General features: G+C 42.1%; 16 protein-coding genes. 7 read left to right on the top strand and 9 right to left on the bottom strand.

What is annotated here, in order from left to right; all coding sequences use genetic code 11:
- Positions 1 to 87: 87 nt before the first annotated feature.
- From B1s21122_RS01120 to B1s21122_RS06365, 3 genes are all read left to right on the top strand, one after another.
- Positions 88 to 1,407, top strand: coding sequence for a zinc-dependent metalloprotease (locus tag B1s21122_RS01120; protein ID WP_095681044.1), 1,320 nt, complete (start codon positions 88 to 90; stop codon positions 1,405 to 1,407).
- Positions 1,408 to 1,728: 321 nt separating this feature from the next.
- Positions 1,729 to 2,361, top strand: a complete 633-nt coding sequence (locus B1s21122_RS01115) for a M48 metallopeptidase family protein (protein WP_223299070.1) — start codon at positions 1,729 to 1,731, stop codon at positions 2,359 to 2,361.
- Between the two features lie 157 nt (positions 2,362 to 2,518).
- Positions 2,519 to 2,677 carry a DUF5679 domain-containing protein gene (locus B1s21122_RS06365; protein ID WP_009611507.1) on the top strand — a complete coding sequence of 53 codons (159 nt, stop codon included), beginning with the start codon at positions 2,519 to 2,521 and terminating at the stop codon, positions 2,675 to 2,677.
- A gap of 110 nt (positions 2,678 to 2,787) precedes the next feature.
- On the opposite strand, the gene B1s21122_RS06445 is transcribed toward B1s21122_RS06365, so the two are convergent.
- From B1s21122_RS06445 to nudC, 4 genes are all read right to left on the bottom strand, one after another.
- Entirely contained in the window at positions 2,788 to 3,255 is a 468-nt protein-coding gene (locus B1s21122_RS06445) for a WhiB family transcriptional regulator (RefSeq protein ID WP_095681045.1), read from the bottom strand.
- Positions 3,256 to 3,402: 147 nt separating this feature from the next.
- The gene (locus B1s21122_RS01100) at positions 3,403 to 3,582 is read right to left on the bottom strand and encodes a hypothetical protein (protein WP_223299069.1); all 180 of its coding nucleotides are present in this window, start codon (positions 3,580 to 3,582) and stop codon (positions 3,403 to 3,405) included.
- A 37-nt stretch (positions 3,583 to 3,619) separates the two neighbouring features.
- The gene (locus B1s21122_RS01095) at positions 3,620 to 5,263 is read right to left on the bottom strand and encodes an ATP-dependent helicase (RefSeq protein WP_095681047.1); all 1,644 of its coding nucleotides are present in this window, start codon (positions 5,261 to 5,263) and stop codon (positions 3,620 to 3,622) included.
- Positions 5,254 to 6,171: an NAD(+) diphosphatase gene (gene nudC / locus B1s21122_RS01090; RefSeq protein WP_095681048.1), complete on the bottom strand. Its 918-nt coding sequence runs from the start codon at positions 6,169 to 6,171 to the stop codon at positions 5,254 to 5,256. The genes B1s21122_RS01095 and nudC overlap by 10 nt, the downstream gene beginning before the upstream one ends.
- Positions 6,172 to 6,199: 28 nt before the next feature.
- Here nudC and B1s21122_RS01085 point away from each other — a divergent pair, with 28 nt between their 5' ends.
- Positions 6,200 to 7,054: an endonuclease/exonuclease/phosphatase family protein gene (locus B1s21122_RS01085; protein WP_095681049.1), complete on the top strand. Its 855-nt coding sequence runs from the start codon at positions 6,200 to 6,202 to the stop codon at positions 7,052 to 7,054.
- Here the strand turns inward: B1s21122_RS01085 and B1s21122_RS01080 are convergent.
- Genes B1s21122_RS01080 through ychF form a run of 4 tightly spaced genes read right to left on the bottom strand, consistent with a single transcriptional unit; the run spans position 7,045 to position 16,393 of the window.
- Positions 7,045 to 10,305, bottom strand: a complete 3,261-nt coding sequence (locus tag B1s21122_RS01080) for an ATP-dependent helicase (RefSeq protein ID WP_095681050.1) — start codon at positions 10,303 to 10,305, stop codon at positions 7,045 to 7,047. The genes B1s21122_RS01085 and B1s21122_RS01080 overlap by 10 nt on opposite strands.
- Complete coding sequence (locus B1s21122_RS01075) at positions 10,302 to 13,376, bottom strand: ATP-dependent helicase (RefSeq protein WP_095681051.1); 3,075 nt, start codon at positions 13,374 to 13,376, stop codon at positions 10,302 to 10,304. The genes B1s21122_RS01080 and B1s21122_RS01075 overlap by 4 nt, the downstream gene beginning before the upstream one ends.
- A gap of 52 nt (positions 13,377 to 13,428) precedes the next feature.
- Positions 13,429 to 15,327 (bottom strand): translational GTPase TypA, encoded by a 1,899-nt coding sequence (gene typA / locus B1s21122_RS01070; protein WP_095681052.1) that lies wholly within the window; start codon positions 15,325 to 15,327, stop codon positions 13,429 to 13,431.
- Positions 15,320 to 16,393: a redox-regulated ATPase YchF gene (ychF, locus tag B1s21122_RS01065; RefSeq protein WP_095681053.1), complete on the bottom strand. Its 1,074-nt coding sequence runs from the start codon at positions 16,391 to 16,393 to the stop codon at positions 15,320 to 15,322. Before ychF ends, typA begins: the two co-directional genes overlap by 8 nt.
- Before the next feature lie 51 nt (positions 16,394 to 16,444).
- On the opposite strand from ychF, the gene B1s21122_RS01060 reads away from it, so the two are divergent.
- Both B1s21122_RS01060 and B1s21122_RS01055 read left to right on the top strand, forming a co-directional pair.
- Positions 16,445 to 17,590 carry a DNA recombination protein RmuC gene (locus tag B1s21122_RS01060; RefSeq protein WP_095681054.1) on the top strand — a complete coding sequence of 382 codons (1,146 nt, stop codon included), beginning with the start codon at positions 16,445 to 16,447 and terminating at the stop codon, positions 17,588 to 17,590.
- Positions 17,591 to 18,013: a hypothetical protein gene (locus B1s21122_RS01055; RefSeq protein WP_095681055.1), complete on the top strand. Its 423-nt coding sequence runs from the start codon at positions 17,591 to 17,593 to the stop codon at positions 18,011 to 18,013.
- Here B1s21122_RS01055 and B1s21122_RS01050 read toward each other — a convergent pair.
- Positions 17,993 to 18,958: a 4-hydroxy-3-methylbut-2-enyl diphosphate reductase gene (locus B1s21122_RS01050; protein ID WP_095681056.1), complete on the bottom strand. Its 966-nt coding sequence runs from the start codon at positions 18,956 to 18,958 to the stop codon at positions 17,993 to 17,995. The genes B1s21122_RS01055 and B1s21122_RS01050 overlap by 21 nt on opposite strands.
- A 43-nt stretch (positions 18,959 to 19,001) precedes the next feature.
- Between B1s21122_RS01050 and B1s21122_RS01045 the strand changes: the two genes are divergently transcribed.
- Positions 19,002 to 20,657, top strand: coding sequence for a fumarate hydratase (locus B1s21122_RS01045; RefSeq protein ID WP_095681057.1), 1,656 nt, complete (start codon positions 19,002 to 19,004; stop codon positions 20,655 to 20,657).
- Position 20,658: the final 1 nt, after the last annotated feature.

Genomic DNA, 20,658 nt, shown 5'->3' with positions numbered 1-20,658 from the left:
TAATCAGCGGGGAAGAAAATCGGTGGCATTATTGTTCTATCAATATCAGTTATCTTTTGATCTTAAGCAGAGGGTGAGTTAATCAAAATGGGTTTTGGCTTTTTACCAAATGAGGGTCAGCCTGACTTTGATGCGCTACTAAAGAAATTCTCAGAAATGGGAATTGATTCTGGCGCTCTAGCTGGTGCGAAGTCTTTTTTTGAAAGCATGCAATCTGGAGAAACTGCAAGTGATCAAAGTTTAATTAAGGTAGCAAATTTACGTGAGATAGCTAAAAAAATAATTACCGCCAAAGGTGATCTACCAATAGGAAATTTAGATCAAGAAAAATTAAATCAATCCTTACTCCTTGCCAATACTTGGCTAGATACTGAAATCCTTTTTCCTGCTGCAGTGATGCCAAGCCAGAGTGCCTGGTCAAAGCGAGATTGGTTAGATGAGTCAGTCACCGGCTGGCAGCAATTAATTGAACCTCTCGCCCTGGGAATGGCAGATGCGTTGGGCAATGTGATTGCTAATTCCAGCACCTCCCTACCAATTGAATTTATGGGTTCAGCAGAGCAATCACCTGCTCAACAAGAGGCAATGAAATTAATGCTCTCTCGAATCCTGCGCGGCTTTATGGGCACTTTAATTGCCACCCAATTAGGCCAAGGAATTGGCATGTTGGCTAACTCAATTACTGGCGCAAATGATGTGGCAATTCCATTACTAAAAACTGACAGTGGCTCACATTTAATTCCGCAAAACATCAATGAATGGGCCGAAGGCCTAGGCATTGATCAGGAGCAGGTTTCTATCTATTTATCACTTCGGGAGGCGGCAGCGGCCAGATTATTTGCAAACTCACCTTGGCTACAAAACTATATTAAGGATTTAATCACCGCTTACGGAAAAGGGATAAGTATTGATGTGGAATCAATTACCCGCCAAGCTGAAGAGGCAATGGCCAGTGGTGAGATTGATATGAATAATCCGCAAGCAATAAACCTGGCATTAAATGCTGGCTTATTCACACCACAACAAACACCAGCTCAAGAGTTAGCTTTAACTAGATTAGAGATGACCTTGGCTTTGATTGAAGGTTGGATTGATCATGTTATTTCACAAGTTGCCGCAGAACGTATGCCAGCCTTTAACGCTTTGATTGAAAACTCTCGTCGCCGGCGTGCTACTAATGCACCAATGCAACAATTATTTGCAAACTTACTTGGACTTGAAGTCTCGCCTCGAAAAATGCGAGAGGCATCCACATTTTGGAGTGAGGTTAAAAACTTAAAGGGCGCAGATGGACGAGATAAGTGTTGGGAAGATGCTGCCTTTTTACCAATGCCGGATGATCTATCTGATGTGAAGGCCTTTTTAGATAGCGTGACTGTGCCGGATGATCTATCTGGTCTGATTTAAATCTTTAAATTAAAAAGCGAAATCCCCGGGCGCACAATTTCTTATCTGCCTTCCCCTTGCAGATATGAAACGGTTATCCGGGGACTTCGTGGCGCAAACATATGGGAATCAAAGGTGAGAATCAACTTAGAATGGTGTTTTAAAAAGTATTTTTCAATTATTTTTTTCCCTGCCGTATGAAGCATTTATGCATAAAATAAAAAGCCATTACTGATGCGGTATGGCAAAACCGATACTGCGACAATCATTGCGTAAAATTGCATCACCTGCTGTGGATTAACCTGTGGAGACACACACAATTATGGTGGATAAGAAGAGGTAATGGTGGATAACTTTGAGCAGGAAATCCTCTTTGCAGATTTAATGCCCTCTGTGGCCCAAATATCCAAGCGCAGAAGCCAAGGCCTTCCTACCCTGCCATCTGATCTTCCGCAATATCGTGTTGTGCGCAAAGAACGACGCCGGCGCAGCATTAGTGCCTTTCGCCAGGGTGGTGTGATTGAGATTCATATCCCAGCCAAGATGAGCAAACGGCAGGAGTTGGAAATAATTCCAGAGATGATCGCAATGGTGTTGCGTCGGGAGGGTCGATCTCGAAAAACTGACCTGCAGCTACTAGAGATTGGCATGGAATTGCTAGCAAAGTATCTGCCAGATTTTGATGTGGCGCCAGCAAGTATCAATTGGCGCAATATGAGTGAGCGATGGGGCTCCTGCACCACCGTTGATCGAACAATTCGAATTTCTGATCGATTAATTGGTGCACCAAATTATGTTTTGAATTACATAATTTTTCATGAGCTAATACATCTAAGGATTCCAGGCCATGATCAAGATTTTTATAATTATTTAAATCGTTTTACCGATCAGCAAAAGTGCGAGGCATTTTTGGAAGGTTTTGAACTTGGTAGCCAAAGCGGTGGATCAGGCGTTGTTCCTGCCGTAAATATCTAGTTTTACCCCTTATTTGCACTTTTTGACTTAATATTTGGGATTTTAAGCGTGGAAAACCCCAGTTGAGCGTGTTAGTAGGGGTATGGTGTTGCTATTCGTACTCACATGCAGGAACTTGCCGGCATGCTCCCAAGAGTGCGGCGGATGGAGGAAGAAAATGGCTGAAGAGTACAAGGGTGAGGCTTACTGCGTTAAGTGCAAAGAGAAGCGTTCCTTTGAAGGACATGTAAAGGTCTCTGATTCTGGTCGCCGTATGGCACAAGGAATCTGCCCAGTTTGTGGCACAAAGGTAAATCGTATTCTTGGTAAGGCTTAATAACTAAGCAAGTAACCAAAAGTAAAAGCGGTGAGATTGGATTAATTCCAACCTCACCGCTTTTTTGTTAACCCTTCCTAGTTAACAGTTGTTATTAACTTTCTTTAAACTTAACTAGCTTGTGCCACCTTTGCCGGCCTTCCTGGTGTTCGCTTACTTTGAATTACCTGACCTTCATCAAATAACTCACCTCCCCAGACACCGCATGGCTCAGCTCTAGAGAGAGCGCCTTGCAAACATTTTGCCTTCATGGGGCAGCCACCGCAGAGCGCCTTAGCCTGGGCAATCACCAGTGGCTGTTCACTGAAGAAGAGCTCTGGATCAGATGAGTGGCAAGGCAGGCTCAGAATCTTTTGAGCCTGATCAATTTCAGGGGAAAAAGGATTATCAGCGCGCTTGTACTCCACCTTTGTCTGATAACTCTTATTAGCAATAGTTGCTGTTGAGTTGGCGGTGTAATCGGTATAGGAGATCACTGGGGCATCCTCGTAAGCCCAGGTGACATCACCTAATCCAATCTTGGCAGTTGGGCCTTGTGCCCAACCTGGTACAAGTAGTTCGCTGAAGAGAACGGTCATCGTTCTCACCTTTCCTTTCGGTTATCTTTCATTTAGTTTGGTTCGATTTGTTATGCCAATTACTTGGCTCTTATTGGAAGTTATTAGATAAAAGAAAAAGGGCCCCGAATCATTAGATTCGCGGGCCCCTTGGCTTCTATTTCGACTTTAGCCGATATAGCTCCCAGGGGTGCGATCTGATGTAAAGGTATAAAAACCCTTATTAGAGCGCTTATTTGTCCAATCTGAGCGATATGAAGATTTCGCTGTGACTGGATTGATGGCATACCAATTAGCAGTAGCTGCAATTGGTGCAACTGCTGTGTGTGAATTAACTAGTTTTGCCATTCGGCAAGAGTAAAGCATGACCTATCTTTGATGCAACTTAATTAAATTGGGCTAGAAATACGCTGGGCTTGCCGGCATAGGTGATTTGAATCCGCTCCTTTGCACGGGTAATGCCAACATAAAATAGTCGTCGTTCTTCATTTAAATCATTACCCATTGGTAGTACGCCCTCAGAAACCCCAATTAAAAACAGGTGATTCCATTCCAAACCTTTGGCTGCATGCAAAGTTGCCAGTGTTACCCCAGGCAAGGTTGGTGGATTGTTTTGCTCAGATCGATCCTCGATCTCACGCAAAAAGGCGCGCATATTTTTGCCACCGTTTTCTTGAATACTTTTAGCCAACCTTAAAAAAGCCACAACATAATCAGCATCACCAAATGGTCGAAGAACTGCAACTAAATCGGCATACCAATCACCACCTTCAGAAGGTAGTACGGAGGCACTTCGAATAATGCGCATTACATCTCGCACATCGGTTCGATCAAAAAATCTCTCACCTGATCTAATCTGACTTGGAATCCTGGCATTATTCAAAGCTGACTTAACCTGATCTAACTGGGCATTGGTTCTGGCCAATACTGCGATTTGCGATGAGTCCACGCCAAGAGAAATACTCTTCACTACCTCACCAACCACATAAGAGATCTCATCTTGTGTGGAGTTAAATCCATTAACCGCAGGCTTTTCACCATGGGCATTCGCTGATTGCAACTCACTGCCATGATCTGAAACTAAATTAGCGGCTCGCAAGATTGCATTTGCGGTATTGATAATTTCAGGGGTAGATCGATAACCGCGGGAGAGTCGGAAAACTTGGGCATTTGGAAATCTATTTTGAAAGTTAAGTAAGAAGTTTGAGGTGGCCCCAGCAAATGAGTAAATAGTTTGAGCCGCATCCCCCACAACACAAATTTCTTGACGACTTCCTAGCCAAAGATTTAACAACCGCTGCTGCAAAGGTGAAACATCCTGGTACTCATCCACGGTGAAGTATCGATACTGATCCTGCACCCTCTCTCGCACCCCACGATCCTCCTCCAACATGCCAACAGTCAGGAGTAGTACATCTTCAAAATCTAGGGTGCGCTCCTGTTTCTTTAATGATTCATAAGCTTCATAAACTTGGGCAATCATTGAGAGATTTTCAGACTCGCCTTTGCTATTTGGCAATCTAACTAGCCGGTTATTGGCAATTGCTTCTTGTTGATAATTTTCAGGTGAAATCTCTAAAACTTTTGCCCATTCAATTTCACTTGCAATTTCTCGAAGTGCATTTACCTGGGCCGGAATTGCAACCTCAGCTCTAGTAATTGCCTGGCTAATAAAGCCAGATTTAGTAGTTAGCAGCGATGGAAATTGCCCACCAAAGGCGTATGGCCAAAAATAGAGAAGCTGCTTTAGCGCCGCTGAGTGGAATGTTCTAGCGCTGGCATTTGAAATACCAAGGGCGCGCAATCTTGCCCGCATCTCACCAGCTGCTTTAGCAGTAAAGGTAAGAGCTAATACTTTTGTTGGATCGGTAACTCCTGCATTAATTGCATATGCAATTCGATTAGTGATTACTCGAGTTTTACCAGTACCAGCACCTGCTATCACGCATACAGGACCAGTTATTGCTTTTACAACTGCTAGTTGATCTGAATCAAGCTCTGCCAAAATTGCAGAATTATCTACCGCCATGATTCATTGCCAACCAAATCCTTATCCGCGTTATCTCCATACCAAGCTTTAATCATTTGCCGAGCCACACTTATCTCAAGGGGAAGTATCAAAGATTTATCTGCAATCGCATTTTTCATGTCAGAACGAGTAAACCAACGAATCTCTTCAATCTCCTCACCATCTGGTCTGGCTAATTGCGGAGTATGAGTTATTGCCTCAAATGCAATCATTAATGATGCTGGAAATGGCCAAGGTTGGGAACCTAGGTAATTGATCTGACTTAGCTCAACTCCCGCTTCCTCCATTACCTCTCTAGTTACGCAATTTTCAAATGATTCACCTGGTTCAACAAATCCAGCAAAGGTTGAAAATCTATGCTTTGGCCAAACTTTTTGCCTGCCTAGTAAAATTCGATCCGCTTCATCCTTTACTAAAACAATAATCGCGCTATCTGTTCGCGGATAATGTTCACTCTGATCTGCTGGGCATCTTCGAACTGAACCTGCTAAAACTACTAATGTTTTTTCACCGCAAACGGCGCACCTTGGATGCTTCTTATGCCAATTTGCTAGTCCTTGGGCATGAACTGCTAAACCAATATCTCTTGCAGATAAAAATGAGCCAACCTCCCGAAGCGTCTTAAACTCAACTCCCTCTATCTGATTGCTTTCTAAGTGGCGAACAAAGAATGGTTTTGCATCCTTAACTCCTAAGAAGTAATCGCTTTGATCTTGATACTTACCAAGTTCTGTACCTGTTGTGAAAAGTAATTGATCATTGTTGGTCGCAAATTTTTCATCGCAAAATAGGAGCACTGCTGCATCGGGCCAGGCTGAATCTAAATAGGTAGCATCACTTCGCAAGTGGGCAGAGCGATCCACCTCAGCTGCTGCCAACGGGAGTTTTAGTGGTTTATTAGGCGCCATCACCGCCCGACCCTACTAGCCTGTCATCATGGTTGTCGCCCCCGTTCAAAAGATGAGAGTGATCTCATGGAATCTTTTGCATGGTCAGAAAATCCCACCTACTGCCACTCAAAACTGGCAGGTGGAGTTAGAAAGCGCCGCTAAAAATGTGGCAGATAAAATGCAACCAGATTTTTTAGCACTTCAAGAGGTTGATAATTATCAAACAAGATCTGGTGGCATTAATCAAAGTAAATTAATTGCCGAAAGTATGCAGCTTAAGTACTGGGCATACCTACCAACCTTAATTGGTACACCAGGTGAAAAATGGCGCAAGGTTAAGGATTTAAACAAAGCCATTATTACTTCAGAAAATTATCAAAGTAGTGATGTGGCAAGTTATGGAATAGCTCTGGCAACAAATGAGACTATTAAAAAACTTTATGTTAAAAAGCTAGGTAGATCTCTTATTGGAATGCCACTGCTTATTCCAAAAGATAATGGCAAAGGGGTGCGATTCATCTATGTAAAAGATGAACCAAGGGTTGCACTCATTGCCGAGCTAGAAAATGGTTTCACGATAGCCACCACCCACTTATCTTTTGTGCCCGGTGTAAACATCTTCCAGTTGAATAAACTTTCTTATTTCCTTAAAAAACTGACTGGGATACCAGTACTTGCCGGTGATCTTAATTTGCCTGCAAATTTACCAAGCAGATTAAGTGGGTTTAGATCAGTTTCATCTCAATCAACCTATCCAAGTTGGGGTCCAAAGATTCAATTTGATTACATCATGGCAAGGAAGAGTTTGTTAAAAACTGCAGGAATAACTCATCAAGCGATTAAAACAACAAATCCTGGAATATCTGATCACATTCCAATTGGGGTAACACTTCAGACCTGAAGCGGGACCTTACTTACTAAATCTATTAACCCCTGCTCATCTAAAATATCAGCTGGTCTAACAGTTTGATTATCTATAACGTAGTGAAAAGCAGCTGAGATATTTTCAATTGGAACATTCTTTAGTTTTGCATAGGCAAGTCGATACATCGCAAGTTGTATCGAGGCTGATTGAAGATCATCACCGGATTTAACCTTGCCAGTTTTCCAATCCACGACCTCATAATGATCAGCATCCACCTTATAAACTGCATCAATTCTCCCTCTAATCAAGGTGGTATCAATCATGGTTTCAAAACCAACTTCAACATCAATAGGTGCTTTCTTTGCCCAATCACTTGAAAGCCAAGCCTCTTGCAACTTATCTAGTGGTGCATCTTGATCAGAGCCGGCAGATGAATTTTGATTAAACAACTCATCCATTGAGATCAATGCCGGATGCTTAAAATGATTTTCAAGCCATAGGTGAAACTCTGTTCCTCTTCTTGCATATTTATCAATGTGATTTGGCATTGGTCTTCTTAATCTAAGGGCAAGCTCTTGTGGATCATTAGCAAGATAAAGCAAGGTTGAAACTGACAATCTGGTTGGTAAAATTACATCTTGCTTACTACTTTTTGATTTAATCTCATTGATTATCATTTGTAAATCTGTAAGCAAACTTAACTTCTCATCATCAGTTGATTTTGCAACAAGTTGTTCAACTTCTACTTTGGTATATGGCTGAGATGAATCAACTAATTTAGCTACCTCTTGTAGCTTAAAAATGGCCGGATTTGTCTTGGGCCAAGAGGCGGTAATTGGATTTTCCTTCATTGGGTTTATTCCGTCAGGAATCTCTGAATCTGCGATAACACTTGCACCAGCAATATTGATTGCGGCATTAGCAAATAATTGAAATAGCCTGCTTGGCGCGACTGCATTTTCACCAGTTCTAAAATGTGAAGTTGTGCAAATTAAGCCTTGCTTTGCCCGAGTGATTGCCACATATGCCAGACGCATCTCCTCCATGGCTTTGCGAGATTTCCACTGGTCACCAAAACTTTCTATTCCATCTTTTAAATTTTTATTTGTTGAAAAATTCTCAAAACTAATTGATGGCAGTTGTTGATAATCACCACGCATGCTGACTGGAATGCTGCCCGCATTAGTGATCCAGTTGTCTGACTTTTTGCCAATATTTGGAAAATTCTTCTCAGCCAAACCAGGAATTGCAACATAATCCCATTCAGCACCCTTTGCCGCGTGAATGGTTAATATCTGAACCGCATCACTTCTAACATCAACCTCTGCTGGCTTTAATCCACCCTCTGCATCTTGAGCAATTTTTAGCCACTGCAAAAAGTTGAACAAGCTGCCGCCATTTTTTTGAAATCTAGCTGCTTCATCTAAGAAGCGATCAATATTCCTGCGGCCATTTTGCCAGCCATCTCTTACTAATACTTCAGTATCAAGTGATAAAAACTCAGATACCTCTGAAATTGACTCAGTGATTGAGCCATTTAAATTACGCCTAAGGGTGCGCAGCGAGAGTGCAAATTTTCTTAATCTTGCTAAACCTTCATCAGTAAACTCTGGCGTTTTTTGATATTTCTTTAATTCAGCGGGCGTTAAAATCAGTAATTGCTCTAATGACTCAATGATTGAACCAGCAGCAAACTCATCGGCAGTAGTTGTGACCTCTATGTTCTCCTCAAGTGCTTGCTTTAATTGAGCACCACGTGAGTAATCATTCGCTCTGGCAAATGATTTAGTAAAGCTGCCAAGTGCCATTAAATCTCTAGCACCAAGATTTAGATGAGGTCCAGTAAGTAATCGCATTAATGCAGTTCCAGATTCAGGCATAGTCAGTGTGCGAAGAAGAGCAATAATGTCTGCTACCTCAGGAGTGTTAATCAAGCCGCCAACTCCAACAACATCGGTTGGGATATTTAACTCACCAAAGGCCGATTGAATTAGGTCAATTTGTGACCTGCTTCTAACCAACACTGCAAAGGTTGTCTTCTTATCAGCCGGTAATCTCTCTCGTTCTTTATCAAACCAGTGCTTGGCAAAGTAAGAAGCAATCTCCTGACCTTCTTGAACTTGCGTATCATAAATGGCGCAAATAACCTCACCAGTTTTCGCATTTGGTCTAGCGGCTAACTTTGCAACTTGTTTTTCAGTTGAAATCTGATCAATTACAACATTTGCCAGATCCAATATCGCATGATCATTTCGCCAAGTTGTTAGCAGATTAAATCGCAATGCTTTACTACTAAAGGATTGTGAGAAAGTATCCAAAGTTTCAGAGCTTGCGCTGCGCCAGCCGTAGATAGCCTGGTTAGGGTCGCCAACAGCTGTTACTGGATGATTATTTCCATAAAGATTTGATAGAAACTTTATTTGATTAAAAGATGTATCTTGATACTCATCAAGTAAAACAACTTTATATTTGCTGCGCTCAATCAAGCCAATATCATCACTATGGTTTAACTTACTTTCACTGACCAATCTGGCAGCAATAGACATGTGATCATTAAAAGTTAACAGGCCATTTTCTTTCCGTCGGCGATCAAAGGCATCGACAATCGGCAGAATTGCCAACCGCTGCTGTAACTCCTCTTTGAACTCAATTACTGGAACAGTTTGGCGGTCACTAAATTGTGAGAGATTGGAAAGCAATTTCTCGGTGTAATCAATAATTTCATCCGCGCTTCGATCATTTTCTGCCAATTGGGTGGATAAATCCATAACCTCTTGCACAACTGATGCAGTTGAGCCATTGATTGGTAAATCATTTCCAGAAAATCTAGTGACCTCTTCAAATGCAATCTGCCAAGCTGCTGCCTCACCAATTGGATCAGCATCTGCATCTATGCCAATTCGAATTGCATGATCGGCTAATACTTTGCCGGCGTATGAGTGATAGGTAGAAACAGTTAACTCCGACTCATCTAAGTGATCTGGCAAAAGACCAGCCTTTTTTAGTTGGCGAAGGCGATATTTAATTCGCTTAGATAGCTCACCAGCTGCTTTTCTTGTGAAAGTTAAACCCAGTAATTGGTTTGGGGTAATGATTGAGTTTGCTACTAAGAATAAAACTCGCTGGCTCATAGTTTCAGTTTTGCCAGAACCAGCGCCTGCAATAACTACAGCTGGTGCAAGGGGGGACTCAATAATTGGAATTTGCTCTTGCGTTGGTACTCTAAATGAAGGATCTACTGCAGTAATTTTCTTTGCGATATCTAACGCTGAGTATTTGATGCTCATAAATCAATCACCGACTTACCTGCTTGCTGTATCGGACAAGATGATTTAACTGCGCAGCTTCGGCAGCGATCATTAATAATTGCAACAAAACTCTTATCACTCATCCCGGTAGCAATTTCTGAAATCTCCGCAGTTACCGCTTTAACATCAACTTGATCTTGCGGGCGTGGCTTTGCTTCCTTGCCTTTATGATCTCCTACGAAAATTAGTTGCGCGCCAGCCACCTCTTGATGCTCTAACTTATTCTTAAAGCCGTCATTGACCACCGCTAATTGGTAGCTTTGTAATTGCTTGTTACTTTGGGCGTCTTCAAAGGAAATTGGCGTAGCCCCAGTTTTTAAATCAACAATGTAATACTGTCCTTCACTTGTTAACTCCACTCGATCAATTGAGCCAGAGACAACTGCATTTCCTAACTTAAACTCAAACTTTTCCTCAACACCGATTAACTCATTTTTATTACTCAAATGCCAACCATAGAATTTTTGCAACATCAGCGCTGCTCTGCGGTATTCATAATCTTTTATCCAGCCCTTGTTCATATCAATTAACGACCAAGCACCTTTTAACTTCGCTTCTAGCTGATCTAAGGTAAGAGATGGTTGATCCTTTAATTGCGCAGCAATTACATGGATCGCAGAGCCAAGTACTTGAGCAGTTGAATCTGCATCTTTGCCACCACTTTGTTCTAACATCCACTTAAGCCCACACTCAGTAAATGATTCAAGTGAGCTTGGTGAAATTCTTAATTGTTCATTTTCGCCAATAACTGGCAGCTCTGTTGATGGCGGTGTAATGCCAACCCAATTTTTCGGATCCGCTGCTCTAACCCCATTATTGGCCAGTGTTTTAAGAGCTTTTGCTGCAAACTTTGAATCTTCATCACTGGCAAAACTTGCCATCCGGCGCAGCGCTGCAACTAATGCAGGTTGAGTAATAGATCTTTGAGTTTGGCTTACTTGAATATCATCCGGTGCTAACTTTTCAAAGTATCTTGATGGTTGATTATCTTCATGAGCAACTGCAGTGATAAATACCTGCTTGCTAGCTCTAGTTAATGCAACATTTAATAATCTTTTCTCATCCTCTGCTAACCCAGCAGCTGAGATCGCATCTAATTGTTCAGCGTTGCTGATGCCATGTCTAAATATTTCAACTAATCGCTCAGAGCCAAGTAATGATCCGCGTTGCTTTAAATTTGGCCAACTGCCCTCTTGCATTCCAGCAAGGACCACATATTGCCACTCTAAACCTTTTGCTGAATGCACTGTCATTACCTGCACAACCTCACCGCGCTGTGCGGTGGCGGTAATGCTGTCAGAGAGAATTTTTTCTCCAAGAAGTTGATCAATAAAAAGAGAAGGTTTAGCACCAGGTAGGCGCTCACTAAAACGCCTTGCAACTTCAAATAAAGTAATTACCGCATCTAGATTTTGATCAGCAATCCCACCTCGAACGCCACCTACCAGCGCTGTTTGCTGCCAGATTTGTGAAATCACTTCACCTTCATAATTTTTGCTATTACTCCAAATACTCCACAATAAATCTGAAATATCAGATGAAGTGCTCAAACTCTTTTTTGCTACTTTAATCAAATCATTAATTCGCTTAAGGCTAGTCAGTTGCTCCCAGGGCAGATCAGCACTCGGTGAGGTCAAGCAATCTAAAATTAATTCAGTTGAGCTTTTCACTTGATCACCACTTTGTGCTCTTGTTAATGCAATTCGCATCTGCCTAATTGATATTGCATCTGCGCCGGCAAACTCACTCTTTAATAACTCTTCAATTTGATCCCAGTTGCTTGTGGTGAGTTTTAGTTGGCCTAGTGCAATTTGTGCGATGGTGATTATTGGCCGAATTGCTGGGTTATCAGCTAGGGAAAGTGCGCTGGCATCGATTTCAACTGGAATTGAGTTCATGGCAAATGCTCGTTGTAATGCAGCTATTTGCGCTCCCGGGGATCTAACAATTACCGCCATCTGCGACCAAGGTGTGCCATTAATTAAATGAGCAGATCTAAATTGATGAGCAATAAAGTTTGCCTCTTCACTGACACTACTTAGCAGCACAGTTTGTTGGGCAGGATTACTGCGTAATTTACTTTGCAGAGTTATCTTGTTCTTTATCCCAAATTGCTCTAAATCTGCCAGTAAATTCTCTGGATCTGCTCCTCTAAATCTACCCACCGCACTTTGTGGATCAGCAAAGATCACTAACTCTTGATTACTAAGAAGTTTTAATAACTTTCGCTGCGCCCGATCTGACTCTTGAAACTCATCGACATATATAACTTGAAACATTTTTCGGTACTTATCAAGTAATCTCTGATTACTCTCAAGTTTTTCTGCAGCTAAAATAATTAATTCACTTGGGTCAACTCGGTTAAATGAGTGGGTTGTAGTGCCATCGCGCAAGGCCATGGCGCTTTTATACTTTTCCCAAAACTGACAGATCGCAGGCCAGTACTTTTGCTCATATTTTTTAGCAAATGTAATTAACTCCTGCGGTGAGCTGCCTCTTTCGGTAGCTCGGCTAATAAATTCGCGAAGCTCTTTGGCAAAACCTCTGGTAGTAAGGGCTGCACTTAAATCAGCTGGCCATAAGGTTTGTGATGGATTAGCTGCGTCCAGCGCTAATAATTGTCTGATCTGGGCATCTTGCTCGGCCCCTGAAAGTAGAACATATTTTTTCTCATTAGAACCTTCCAAATTAATTGGATCATTTAAAATCATAAATGCCAAGGAGTGAAAGGTTCTTGCAATTGGCTCAGCCACTGTGTGTAAGGCCGGATTTGCGGAAGCGATTTGATCTCGTAATTTACTGGCAGCATCTCGGCCATAAGTAATAGCCAATATTGAGTTTGGATCAAAACCTTGTGAAATTCGATTTGAAATCGCAGCAATTAATGTGCTTGTTTTACCAGATCCTGCCGCACCTAGAACTAATAACTGTGAGCTGCGATGATTTATAACTTGAAGTTGTTCACTGGTTAATTCATGCTTTGCAATCTTGGCCTGATTTGCACCAGCTCTAACTAGATTTAACTCGATGCTATTTTTTGCGCTGGCCACGGCTTAATTTAACAAGCCAGCGCTGACATTAAGGGTTATTACCCAATAATGGTTAAGAGTTCTCGTTTGCTCGCTTATTTTTTGAAGTAATTCGAGCCCGAGTTGATCCATCCAAAATAACCTTGCGAATTCGAACTACCGCTGGGGTTACCTCAACGCACTCATCCTCACGACAAAATTCAAGAGCACCTTCCATATTTAATTTCTTTGCTGGAATTAATCGCTCTGATTCATCTGTACCAGATGCTCGCATATTTGTTAACTTTTTCTCTCTTACGCAGTTAACATCCATATCTTCACTTCGTGAGTTCTCACCAATAACCATTCCTTCATAAACTTCATCGCCTGGTTCAACAAATATTGATCCACGATCTTGTGTGCCATAAAGTGCGTAGCTAGTAACTGATCCCATTCGATCTGAAACTAATGAACCAGTTGAGCGAGTGCGAAGTTCACCATGCCAAGCTTCATAACCATCAAATACATGGTGAAGTAATCCAGTTCCACGAGTCTCAGTTAAGAACTCAGTTCTAAAACCAATTAAGCCACGGGATGGAACTCGGTAATCAAGTCTGATCCAACTGGTGCCATGGTTAACCATCTGCTCCATTCGACCCTTGCGAAGGGCCATTAACTGGGTAATCACACCTAAGTACTCCTCTGGCGCGTCAATAGATAAGCGCTCCATCGGCTCATGTATTTTGCCATCAACAATCTTGGTAACAACTTGAGGTTTGCCAACTGTTAATTCAAATCCTTCACGTTTCATAATTTCAACTAATACTGCAAGTTGTAATTCACCACGTCCCTGCACCTCCCAGGTATCTGGGCGATCGGTGTTTAGAACGCGAAGTGAAACATTTCCTACCAACTCAGCATCAAGTCGACCCTTAACTTGGCGTGCAGTTAACTTATTTCCACTCTTGCCAGCAAGAGGTGAGGTATTAATACCAATAGTCATCGAAATACTTGGCTCATCAACTGTGATTAATGGCAGTGCGTGAGGATTTTCTAGATCAGCCAAAGTTTCACCTAAGGTAATAGTTTCAATTCCTGCTACCGCAATAATGTCTCCTGGATGGGCCTCCATTGCTGGCACACGCTCTAATGCTTCAGTAATTAAAAGCTCTGAAACTTTAACTCGCTCAGTTGAGCCATCAGTTTTAATCCAAGTAACTGATTGACCCTTCTTAATAACTCCTTCTCTTACTCGACAAAGAGCTAGCCGGCCTAAGAATGGAGATGAATCTAAGTTTGTAACATGTGCTTGTAGTGGTGCACCCTCATGGTATTCCGGAGCTGGAATGGATGAGAATATAGTGTCAAATAAAACATCTAAGTTTTCTTTATTTGGCATGCCACCATCTGCTGGGCGATCAAGGGAAGCTTTGCCAGCCTTAGCTGATGCGTAAACAATTGGAAACTCAATTTGGTCTTCATTGGCATCTAAATCTAAGAAGAGTGCGTAAGCCTCATCAACAACTTCAGCAATTCGTGAATCTGGTCGGTCTACTTTATTAATTACTAAAATTACTGGAAGATTTTTTTGTAATGCTTTGCGAAGTACAAATCGTGTTTGTGGCAGTGGGCCTTCGGAGGCATCCACTAATAAAATTACGCCATCGACCATCTCTAAGCCGCGCTCTACCTCACCACCAAAATCTGCGTGGCCTGGCGTATCGATGATATTTACAATTGTTTCTCCCCGCTTTACCGCGGTGTTTTTTGCCAAAATGGTAATTCCCTTTTCGCGCTCTAGATCCATGGAATCCATCATGCGATCTTGGCCTTCATCTTGTTTCTTATGGGCTGCGAACGCACCAGATTGCCAAAGCATGGCATCAACTAAAGTTGTCTTGCCATGATCTACGTGGGCAATAATTGCCACGTTACGAAGGTTGTCCCGTTTTTTAATTGGCAAATCTTTTAAGTGTGCTTGTTTTTTAGACATTAAACCTAAACTCCACTACATCGCCATCGACCATCACGTAATCCTTACCTTCCATTCGCACCTTGCCATTGGCGCGGGCTTGCACCATTGATCCAGCAGCTACTAAATCATCAAAGGCCACAACCTCTGCCTTGATAAATCCTTTTTGAAAATCAGTGTGAATCACACCAGCCGCAGCTGGGGCAGTATCACCTTTATGAATCGTCCACGCTCTGGCCTCTTTAGGACCTGCGGTCAGATATGTCTGTAATCCTAATGTATTAAAACCAACTCTTGCTAATGTGGTTAATCCTGGCTCACTTAATCCAATTGATTTGAGCAATTCCAGCGCATCTGGCGCATCTAAATCAGCAAGCTCTGCCTCTGTCTTAGCATCTAAGAAAATCGCCTCTGCTGGTTTGACCAATGCTGCTAACTCTTCCCGTAATTTATTATCTGCTAATTCAGCGGCATCAACATTAAAAACATATAAAAATGGTTTTGCAGTTAAAAGTTGTAACTCAGAAATGGCTGCGATATCAACCTTGCTGCCTCGCAAAAGTTGACCTTGATTTAAAATTTGCGCAGCAGCTTTTGCAGCCTCTAAAACTGGCACCTTTTCTTTAACAGTTCTAACCTCTTTTTCAAGACGTGGGATCGCCTTTTCTAAGGTTTGCAAGTCTGCTAAACAAAGTTCGGTGTTAATTGTTTCCATATCTTTTTTAGGATCAACATTGCCATCAACATGGACCACATCACCATCTTTAAAAACTCGAATAACTTGGCAGATTGCATCTGACTCTCTGATATTTGCTAAGAACTTATTGCCAAGACCTGCACCTTCAGAGGCACCTTTCACAATGCCGGCAATATCAACAAAGGAAACAGCAGCTGGCAAAATTTTTTCAGAAGTGAATATTTCTGCCAAGACCGCTAATCGATCATCTGGAACTCCCACCACACCAACATTGGGTTCAATGGTGGCAAAGGGGTAGTTAGCAGCTAGGACATTGTTTTTAGTCAGCGCATTAAAGAGGGTGGATTTACCCACATTTGGCAGACCGACGATTCCGATTGAAAGGCTCACAAGGGGTTAAGCCTACGCAAGATTGTCAGTAGTTAATGCCACTATAACCCCATGCCCGCCTCGATCATCACCCTAATTATTGGACTGCTGGCTGGAATTGCGATCGGCTATCTAATATCTGCCCTGCGTAATAAAAATAATTCCTCAGATTCAGCCCTGCTAGATGATTATAAAAAGCAGCTAGAGGCCGAGCGAGGTAAGACTGAAAACTCCATCAAATTAACGGCGGAGTTAAATGCGATGAAATCAACAGTTGAGAAATTATCCCAACAATCTAATGAGGCTAACCGCATTCGCACTGAGGCCGAAGCCAAACTTGAAACCACAATTAATGAAATGCGAAGAGCTAGTGAATCAATCTTTGATGAAACTAAAAAAATTGCCGGCGCCCTATCTAATTCTCAAGCCCGTGGAAAATTTGGTGAGGCGCAATTAGAGCTACTACTGCAATCAGCAGGGCTGCGCGAAGGACATGAATACACCAGACAAAAATCCACTACCGATGCAGATTCATCTGGAATTCCAGATATTACGGTGAAGATGCCTGGCGGAAGCGCCATATTTGTTGATTCTAAATTTCCTTTTGATCGCTTCTTAGATGCCTTTGGCACAGAGGTCCAAAGTGAGCGAGATGATTATCTGGCCCAACACACAAAAGATTTACTTAAACATGTTGAGGCGTTAGCCAAACGCGGTTACCACAAATCGGTCGGCTCACCTGATTTTGTAGTTTTATTTGTGCCATTTGAAACTCTGCTAGCTGAAGCACTTCGAATTGATCCAGCATTACTAGAAAAAGCATTTAAGGTAAATGTCACAATTGCTACCCCAACCTCAATGATGGCCTTACTTCGCACCATTGGTTATATCTTCACCAGAAATAAGTTAGCTGATAACGCAGATGAGATTCAAAAGGTTGCAAACACCTTCTTAAAAAACATCACGCTCCTGCATGGCAAAATTGTGGCGGTTGGTAAAGCAATCTCTACAACTGCTAAAGCGTATGAGGATTTAATTCCAACTGCTGAACGAACGGTGTTAAGTCCAGCTAGGAGAATTCATAATCTAGGAGTTAGCGGAGATAAAGATAAATTAGCAATTGAGTATCCAGAATCTCCTGGTGAGGTTAGAGAGTTAAAGGCAATCTCAGCAGATGATGATTTTATTGAAGTAGAAGAGATTGAGACGGATAAGTAAATGAGCACGCTGCCAATTAACTCACCAATTAAGGGTCCTGGTTTAACTAAGCCTGGAGTTGTTATTCTGCAATTTTTAGTAATATTTTTATTTGAAGGCATCGAAATACTATTTCGAAACTCACTGGGGATAATTACCTGCCTAGCTATCTGGATAGCCTTTTTTGGCGCAATTTACTTGGGAAGAAGCGGAACTGCATATGTCACAGCCGTTGCACCGCCCGTTTCACTTTTAATTGCTTCCATAATTTTGATGCCAACTTTAGGCAGCTCATCCTTTTCGCCAACTAAGTTGTTAATTGATTTAGTTGCAGGTTTAGCTTCAGTCTCCTTTTATTTATTATCTGGAGCTGCTATTGCTTGGTTTATCTGGTTTAGAAAAGAGCGAAAAAAGGAAACTGAATTACCTACCAGCAGCTTTTAAATCTTTACGAAGCTCAGGTGGTATTGCAAATAACAAATGTTCCTCAGTTGCAGTTACTGTTTCCACGTCAGAAAATCCACGATCGGCAAGCCAGGTAAGTAAATCCTTAACTAATATTTCTGGCACAGACGCTCCACTTGAAACTCCAATAGTTGTAACTCCGGCCAGCCACTCATCCTTTGCCTCAGCAGCGTAATCAATTAGGTAGGCAGCTTTAGCGCCATACTCTAAGGAAACCTCAACTAGTCGTACTGAGTTTGATGAGTTAGTTGAGCCAACAACTAAAACTAAATCTGCTTGTGGGGCAATCTCTTTAATTGCCACCTGTCGGTTTTGGGTGGCATAACAAATGTCATCACTTGGTGGATCAATTAGATTTGGAAATCGCTTCCGAAGCTCTGCCACAGTTGCCAAGGTTTCATCAACACTTAAGGTTGTTTGAGATAACCAAGCCACCTTATTTTCATCACGAACCTTAATATTTTTAATGCTTTCAATACCATCAACTAATTGCACATGCTCTGGCGCTTCACCAGCTGTGCCATCCACCTCTTCATGTCCTTCATGACCAATTAACAAAATATCGTAATCATCGGAGGCAAATCTTCTAGCTTCATGGTGAACCTTGGTTACTAGCGGGCAGGTGGCATCAATAGTTTTTAGATTACGACTCGCAGCGCTTTGATGGACTGCAGGTGAAACTCCGTGGGCTGAGAAAACCACAATCTTTCCCTCTGGCACCTCATCGGTTTCATCAACAAATATTGCACCCCTGGCTTCTAAAGTTTGGACCACATGTTTGTTGTGAACAATTTGTTTTCGAACATATACCGGTGCGCCATAGAGATCTAAAGCTTTTTCAACGGTGATAACTGCGCGATCAACACCAGCGCAGTAGCCACGAGGTGCTGCAAGTAATACTCGCTTTTTAGTGGCTAGGCTCATGTGCTTATCCTAATTGATGATCCAAGACAGTAGATTTAGCCCTATGGCACCTGAGTTTTCATACCAAGATCTACTGCCGATTGGGCCAGATAAAACCGAGTATCGATTAATTTCAAATGAGGGCGTGAGCACCTTCACCGCTGATGGCCGCCAATTTTTAAAGGTATCAAAAGATGCGATAAGTAATTTAACTCAAGTTGCCTTGCATGATATTTCCCATTACCTGCGCAGTGAGCACCTTGAGCAATTAGCCAATATTTTAAAGGATCCTGAAGCCTCTCCCAATGATCGATTTGTGGCAACTGATCTATTAAAAAATGCCAATATTTCAGCAGGTGGCATATTGCCGATGTGCCAAGACACTGGCACTGCAATTGTGATGGGTAAAAAAGGTCAGCAGGTTTTAACTGAAGAAAAAGATGAGATCTCAATTTCTCGTGGTGTTTATGACGCGTTTACAAAGTTAAATCTGCGCTACTCCCAACTTGCACCAGTTACTACCTGGGAGGAGAAAAACACCGGAAATAATTTACCGGCCCAAATTGAGATCTACTCAGATACAGATCACCCAGATGAGTACAACTTCTTATTTATTGCTAAAGGTGGCGGCAGTGCTAATAAATCATTTTTATACCAAGAGACTAAGGCAGTTTTAAACCCAACCTCATTTATGAATTGGTTGGATGAAAAACTTCGCTCCCTTGGTACATCAGCTTGCCCGCCTTATCACCTTGTTGTGGTAATTGGGGGCACAAGTGCGGAGTACACAGTTAAGACTGCCAAACTTGCCAGCACTAAATATTTAGATTCACTTCCCACAAAAGGGGATGCCAAAACTGGTCATGGCTTTAGAGATTTAGAGTTAGAAAAAGAGATTTTAAAGTTAACTCAAAATATTGGAATTGGCGCCCAATTTGGTGGCAAGTACTTTTGTCATGATGTTCGAGTTGTTAGATTGCCTCGTCATGGTGCTTCCCTGCCAATTGCTATTGCAGTTTCATGCTCGGCAGATCGACAGGTAAAGGCAAAGATCAATAAAGATGGCGTCTTTATTGAAAAGCTAGAGACAGAGCCTGCGCACTACTTACCTGCTGCTACAAATGAGGATCTAGATGGGCCGGAAATAAAGATTGATTTAACTGCGAAAATGGCTGATATTTTGGCTCAATTATCAAAGCACCCAGTTAAAACTAGAGTGCTTCTAACTGGCACATTAGTAGTTGCTAGAGATTTAGCCCATGCAAAAATTAAAGAGCTACTAGATAGTGGTAAGGCACTTCCTGAGTACTTAAAAAATCATGCAGTTTATTACGCAGGCCCAGCAAAGACACCTGCAGGTTACCCTTCCGGCTCATTTGGTCCAACTACTGCCGGGCGAATGGATTCCTATGTTGAACAATTCCAAGCAGCAGGTGGTTCACTGATTATGTTGGCTAAAGGAAATAGATCTGAAGCGGTGGCTAGCGCTTGTAAAAAGTATGGCGGTTTTTATCTAGGCTCAATTGGTGGACCGGCAGCCCGACTTGCCCAGGATTGTATAAAAAAGGTTGAGGTTTTAGATTATGAAGAGCTTGGTATGGAAGCGGTCTGGAAGATTGAGGTAGAAAACTTTCCAGCTTTTATTATTATTGATGATAAGGGTAATGATTTTTATGCCCAAACTAGAAAACCATTAAGTATTGGTAAAAAACCTAACTAGA

The organism is Candidatus Nanopelagicus limnes (assembly GCF_002287885.2).
GTDB lineage: Bacteria > Actinomycetota > Actinomycetes > Nanopelagicales > Nanopelagicaceae > Nanopelagicus > Nanopelagicus limnae.
This window is presented reverse-complemented; position numbering and strand designations above follow the sequence as displayed.

Bases quoted from the DNA above. Each gene is read 5' to 3' on its own strand.
- B1s21122_RS01120 (WP_095681044.1), top strand. From the start codon at position 88: ATGGGTTTTGGCTTTTTACCAAATGAGGGTCAGCCTGACTTTGATGCG.
- B1s21122_RS01115 (WP_223299070.1), top strand. From the start codon at position 1,729: ATGGTGGATAACTTTGAGCAGGAAATCCTCTTTGCAGATTTAATGCCC.
- B1s21122_RS06365 (WP_009611507.1), top strand. From the start codon at position 2,519: ATGGCTGAAGAGTACAAGGGTGAGGCTTACTGCGTTAAGTGCAAAGAG.
- B1s21122_RS06445 (WP_095681045.1), bottom strand. From the start codon at position 3,255: ATGACCGTTCTCTTCAGCGAACTACTTGTACCAGGTTGGGCACAAGGC.
- B1s21122_RS01100 (WP_223299069.1), bottom strand. From the start codon at position 3,582: ATGGCAAAACTAGTTAATTCACACACAGCAGTTGCACCAATTGCAGCT.
- B1s21122_RS01095 (WP_095681047.1), bottom strand. From the start codon at position 5,263: ATGGCGGTAGATAATTCTGCAATTTTGGCAGAGCTTGATTCAGATCAA.
- nudC (WP_095681048.1), bottom strand. From the start codon at position 6,171: ATGGCGCCTAATAAACCACTAAAACTCCCGTTGGCAGCAGCTGAGGTG.
- B1s21122_RS01085 (WP_095681049.1), top strand. From the start codon at position 6,200: ATGGTTGTCGCCCCCGTTCAAAAGATGAGAGTGATCTCATGGAATCTT.
- B1s21122_RS01080 (WP_095681050.1), bottom strand. From the start codon at position 10,305: ATGAGCATCAAATACTCAGCGTTAGATATCGCAAAGAAAATTACTGCA.
- typA (WP_095681052.1), bottom strand. From the start codon at position 15,327: ATGTCTAAAAAACAAGCACACTTAAAAGATTTGCCAATTAAAAAACGG.
- B1s21122_RS01060 (WP_095681054.1), top strand. From the start codon at position 16,445: ATGCCCGCCTCGATCATCACCCTAATTATTGGACTGCTGGCTGGAATT.
- B1s21122_RS01055 (WP_095681055.1), top strand. From the start codon at position 17,591: ATGAGCACGCTGCCAATTAACTCACCAATTAAGGGTCCTGGTTTAACT.
- B1s21122_RS01050 (WP_095681056.1), bottom strand. From the start codon at position 18,958: ATGAGCCTAGCCACTAAAAAGCGAGTATTACTTGCAGCACCTCGTGGC.
- B1s21122_RS01045 (WP_095681057.1), top strand. From the start codon at position 19,002: ATGGCACCTGAGTTTTCATACCAAGATCTACTGCCGATTGGGCCAGAT.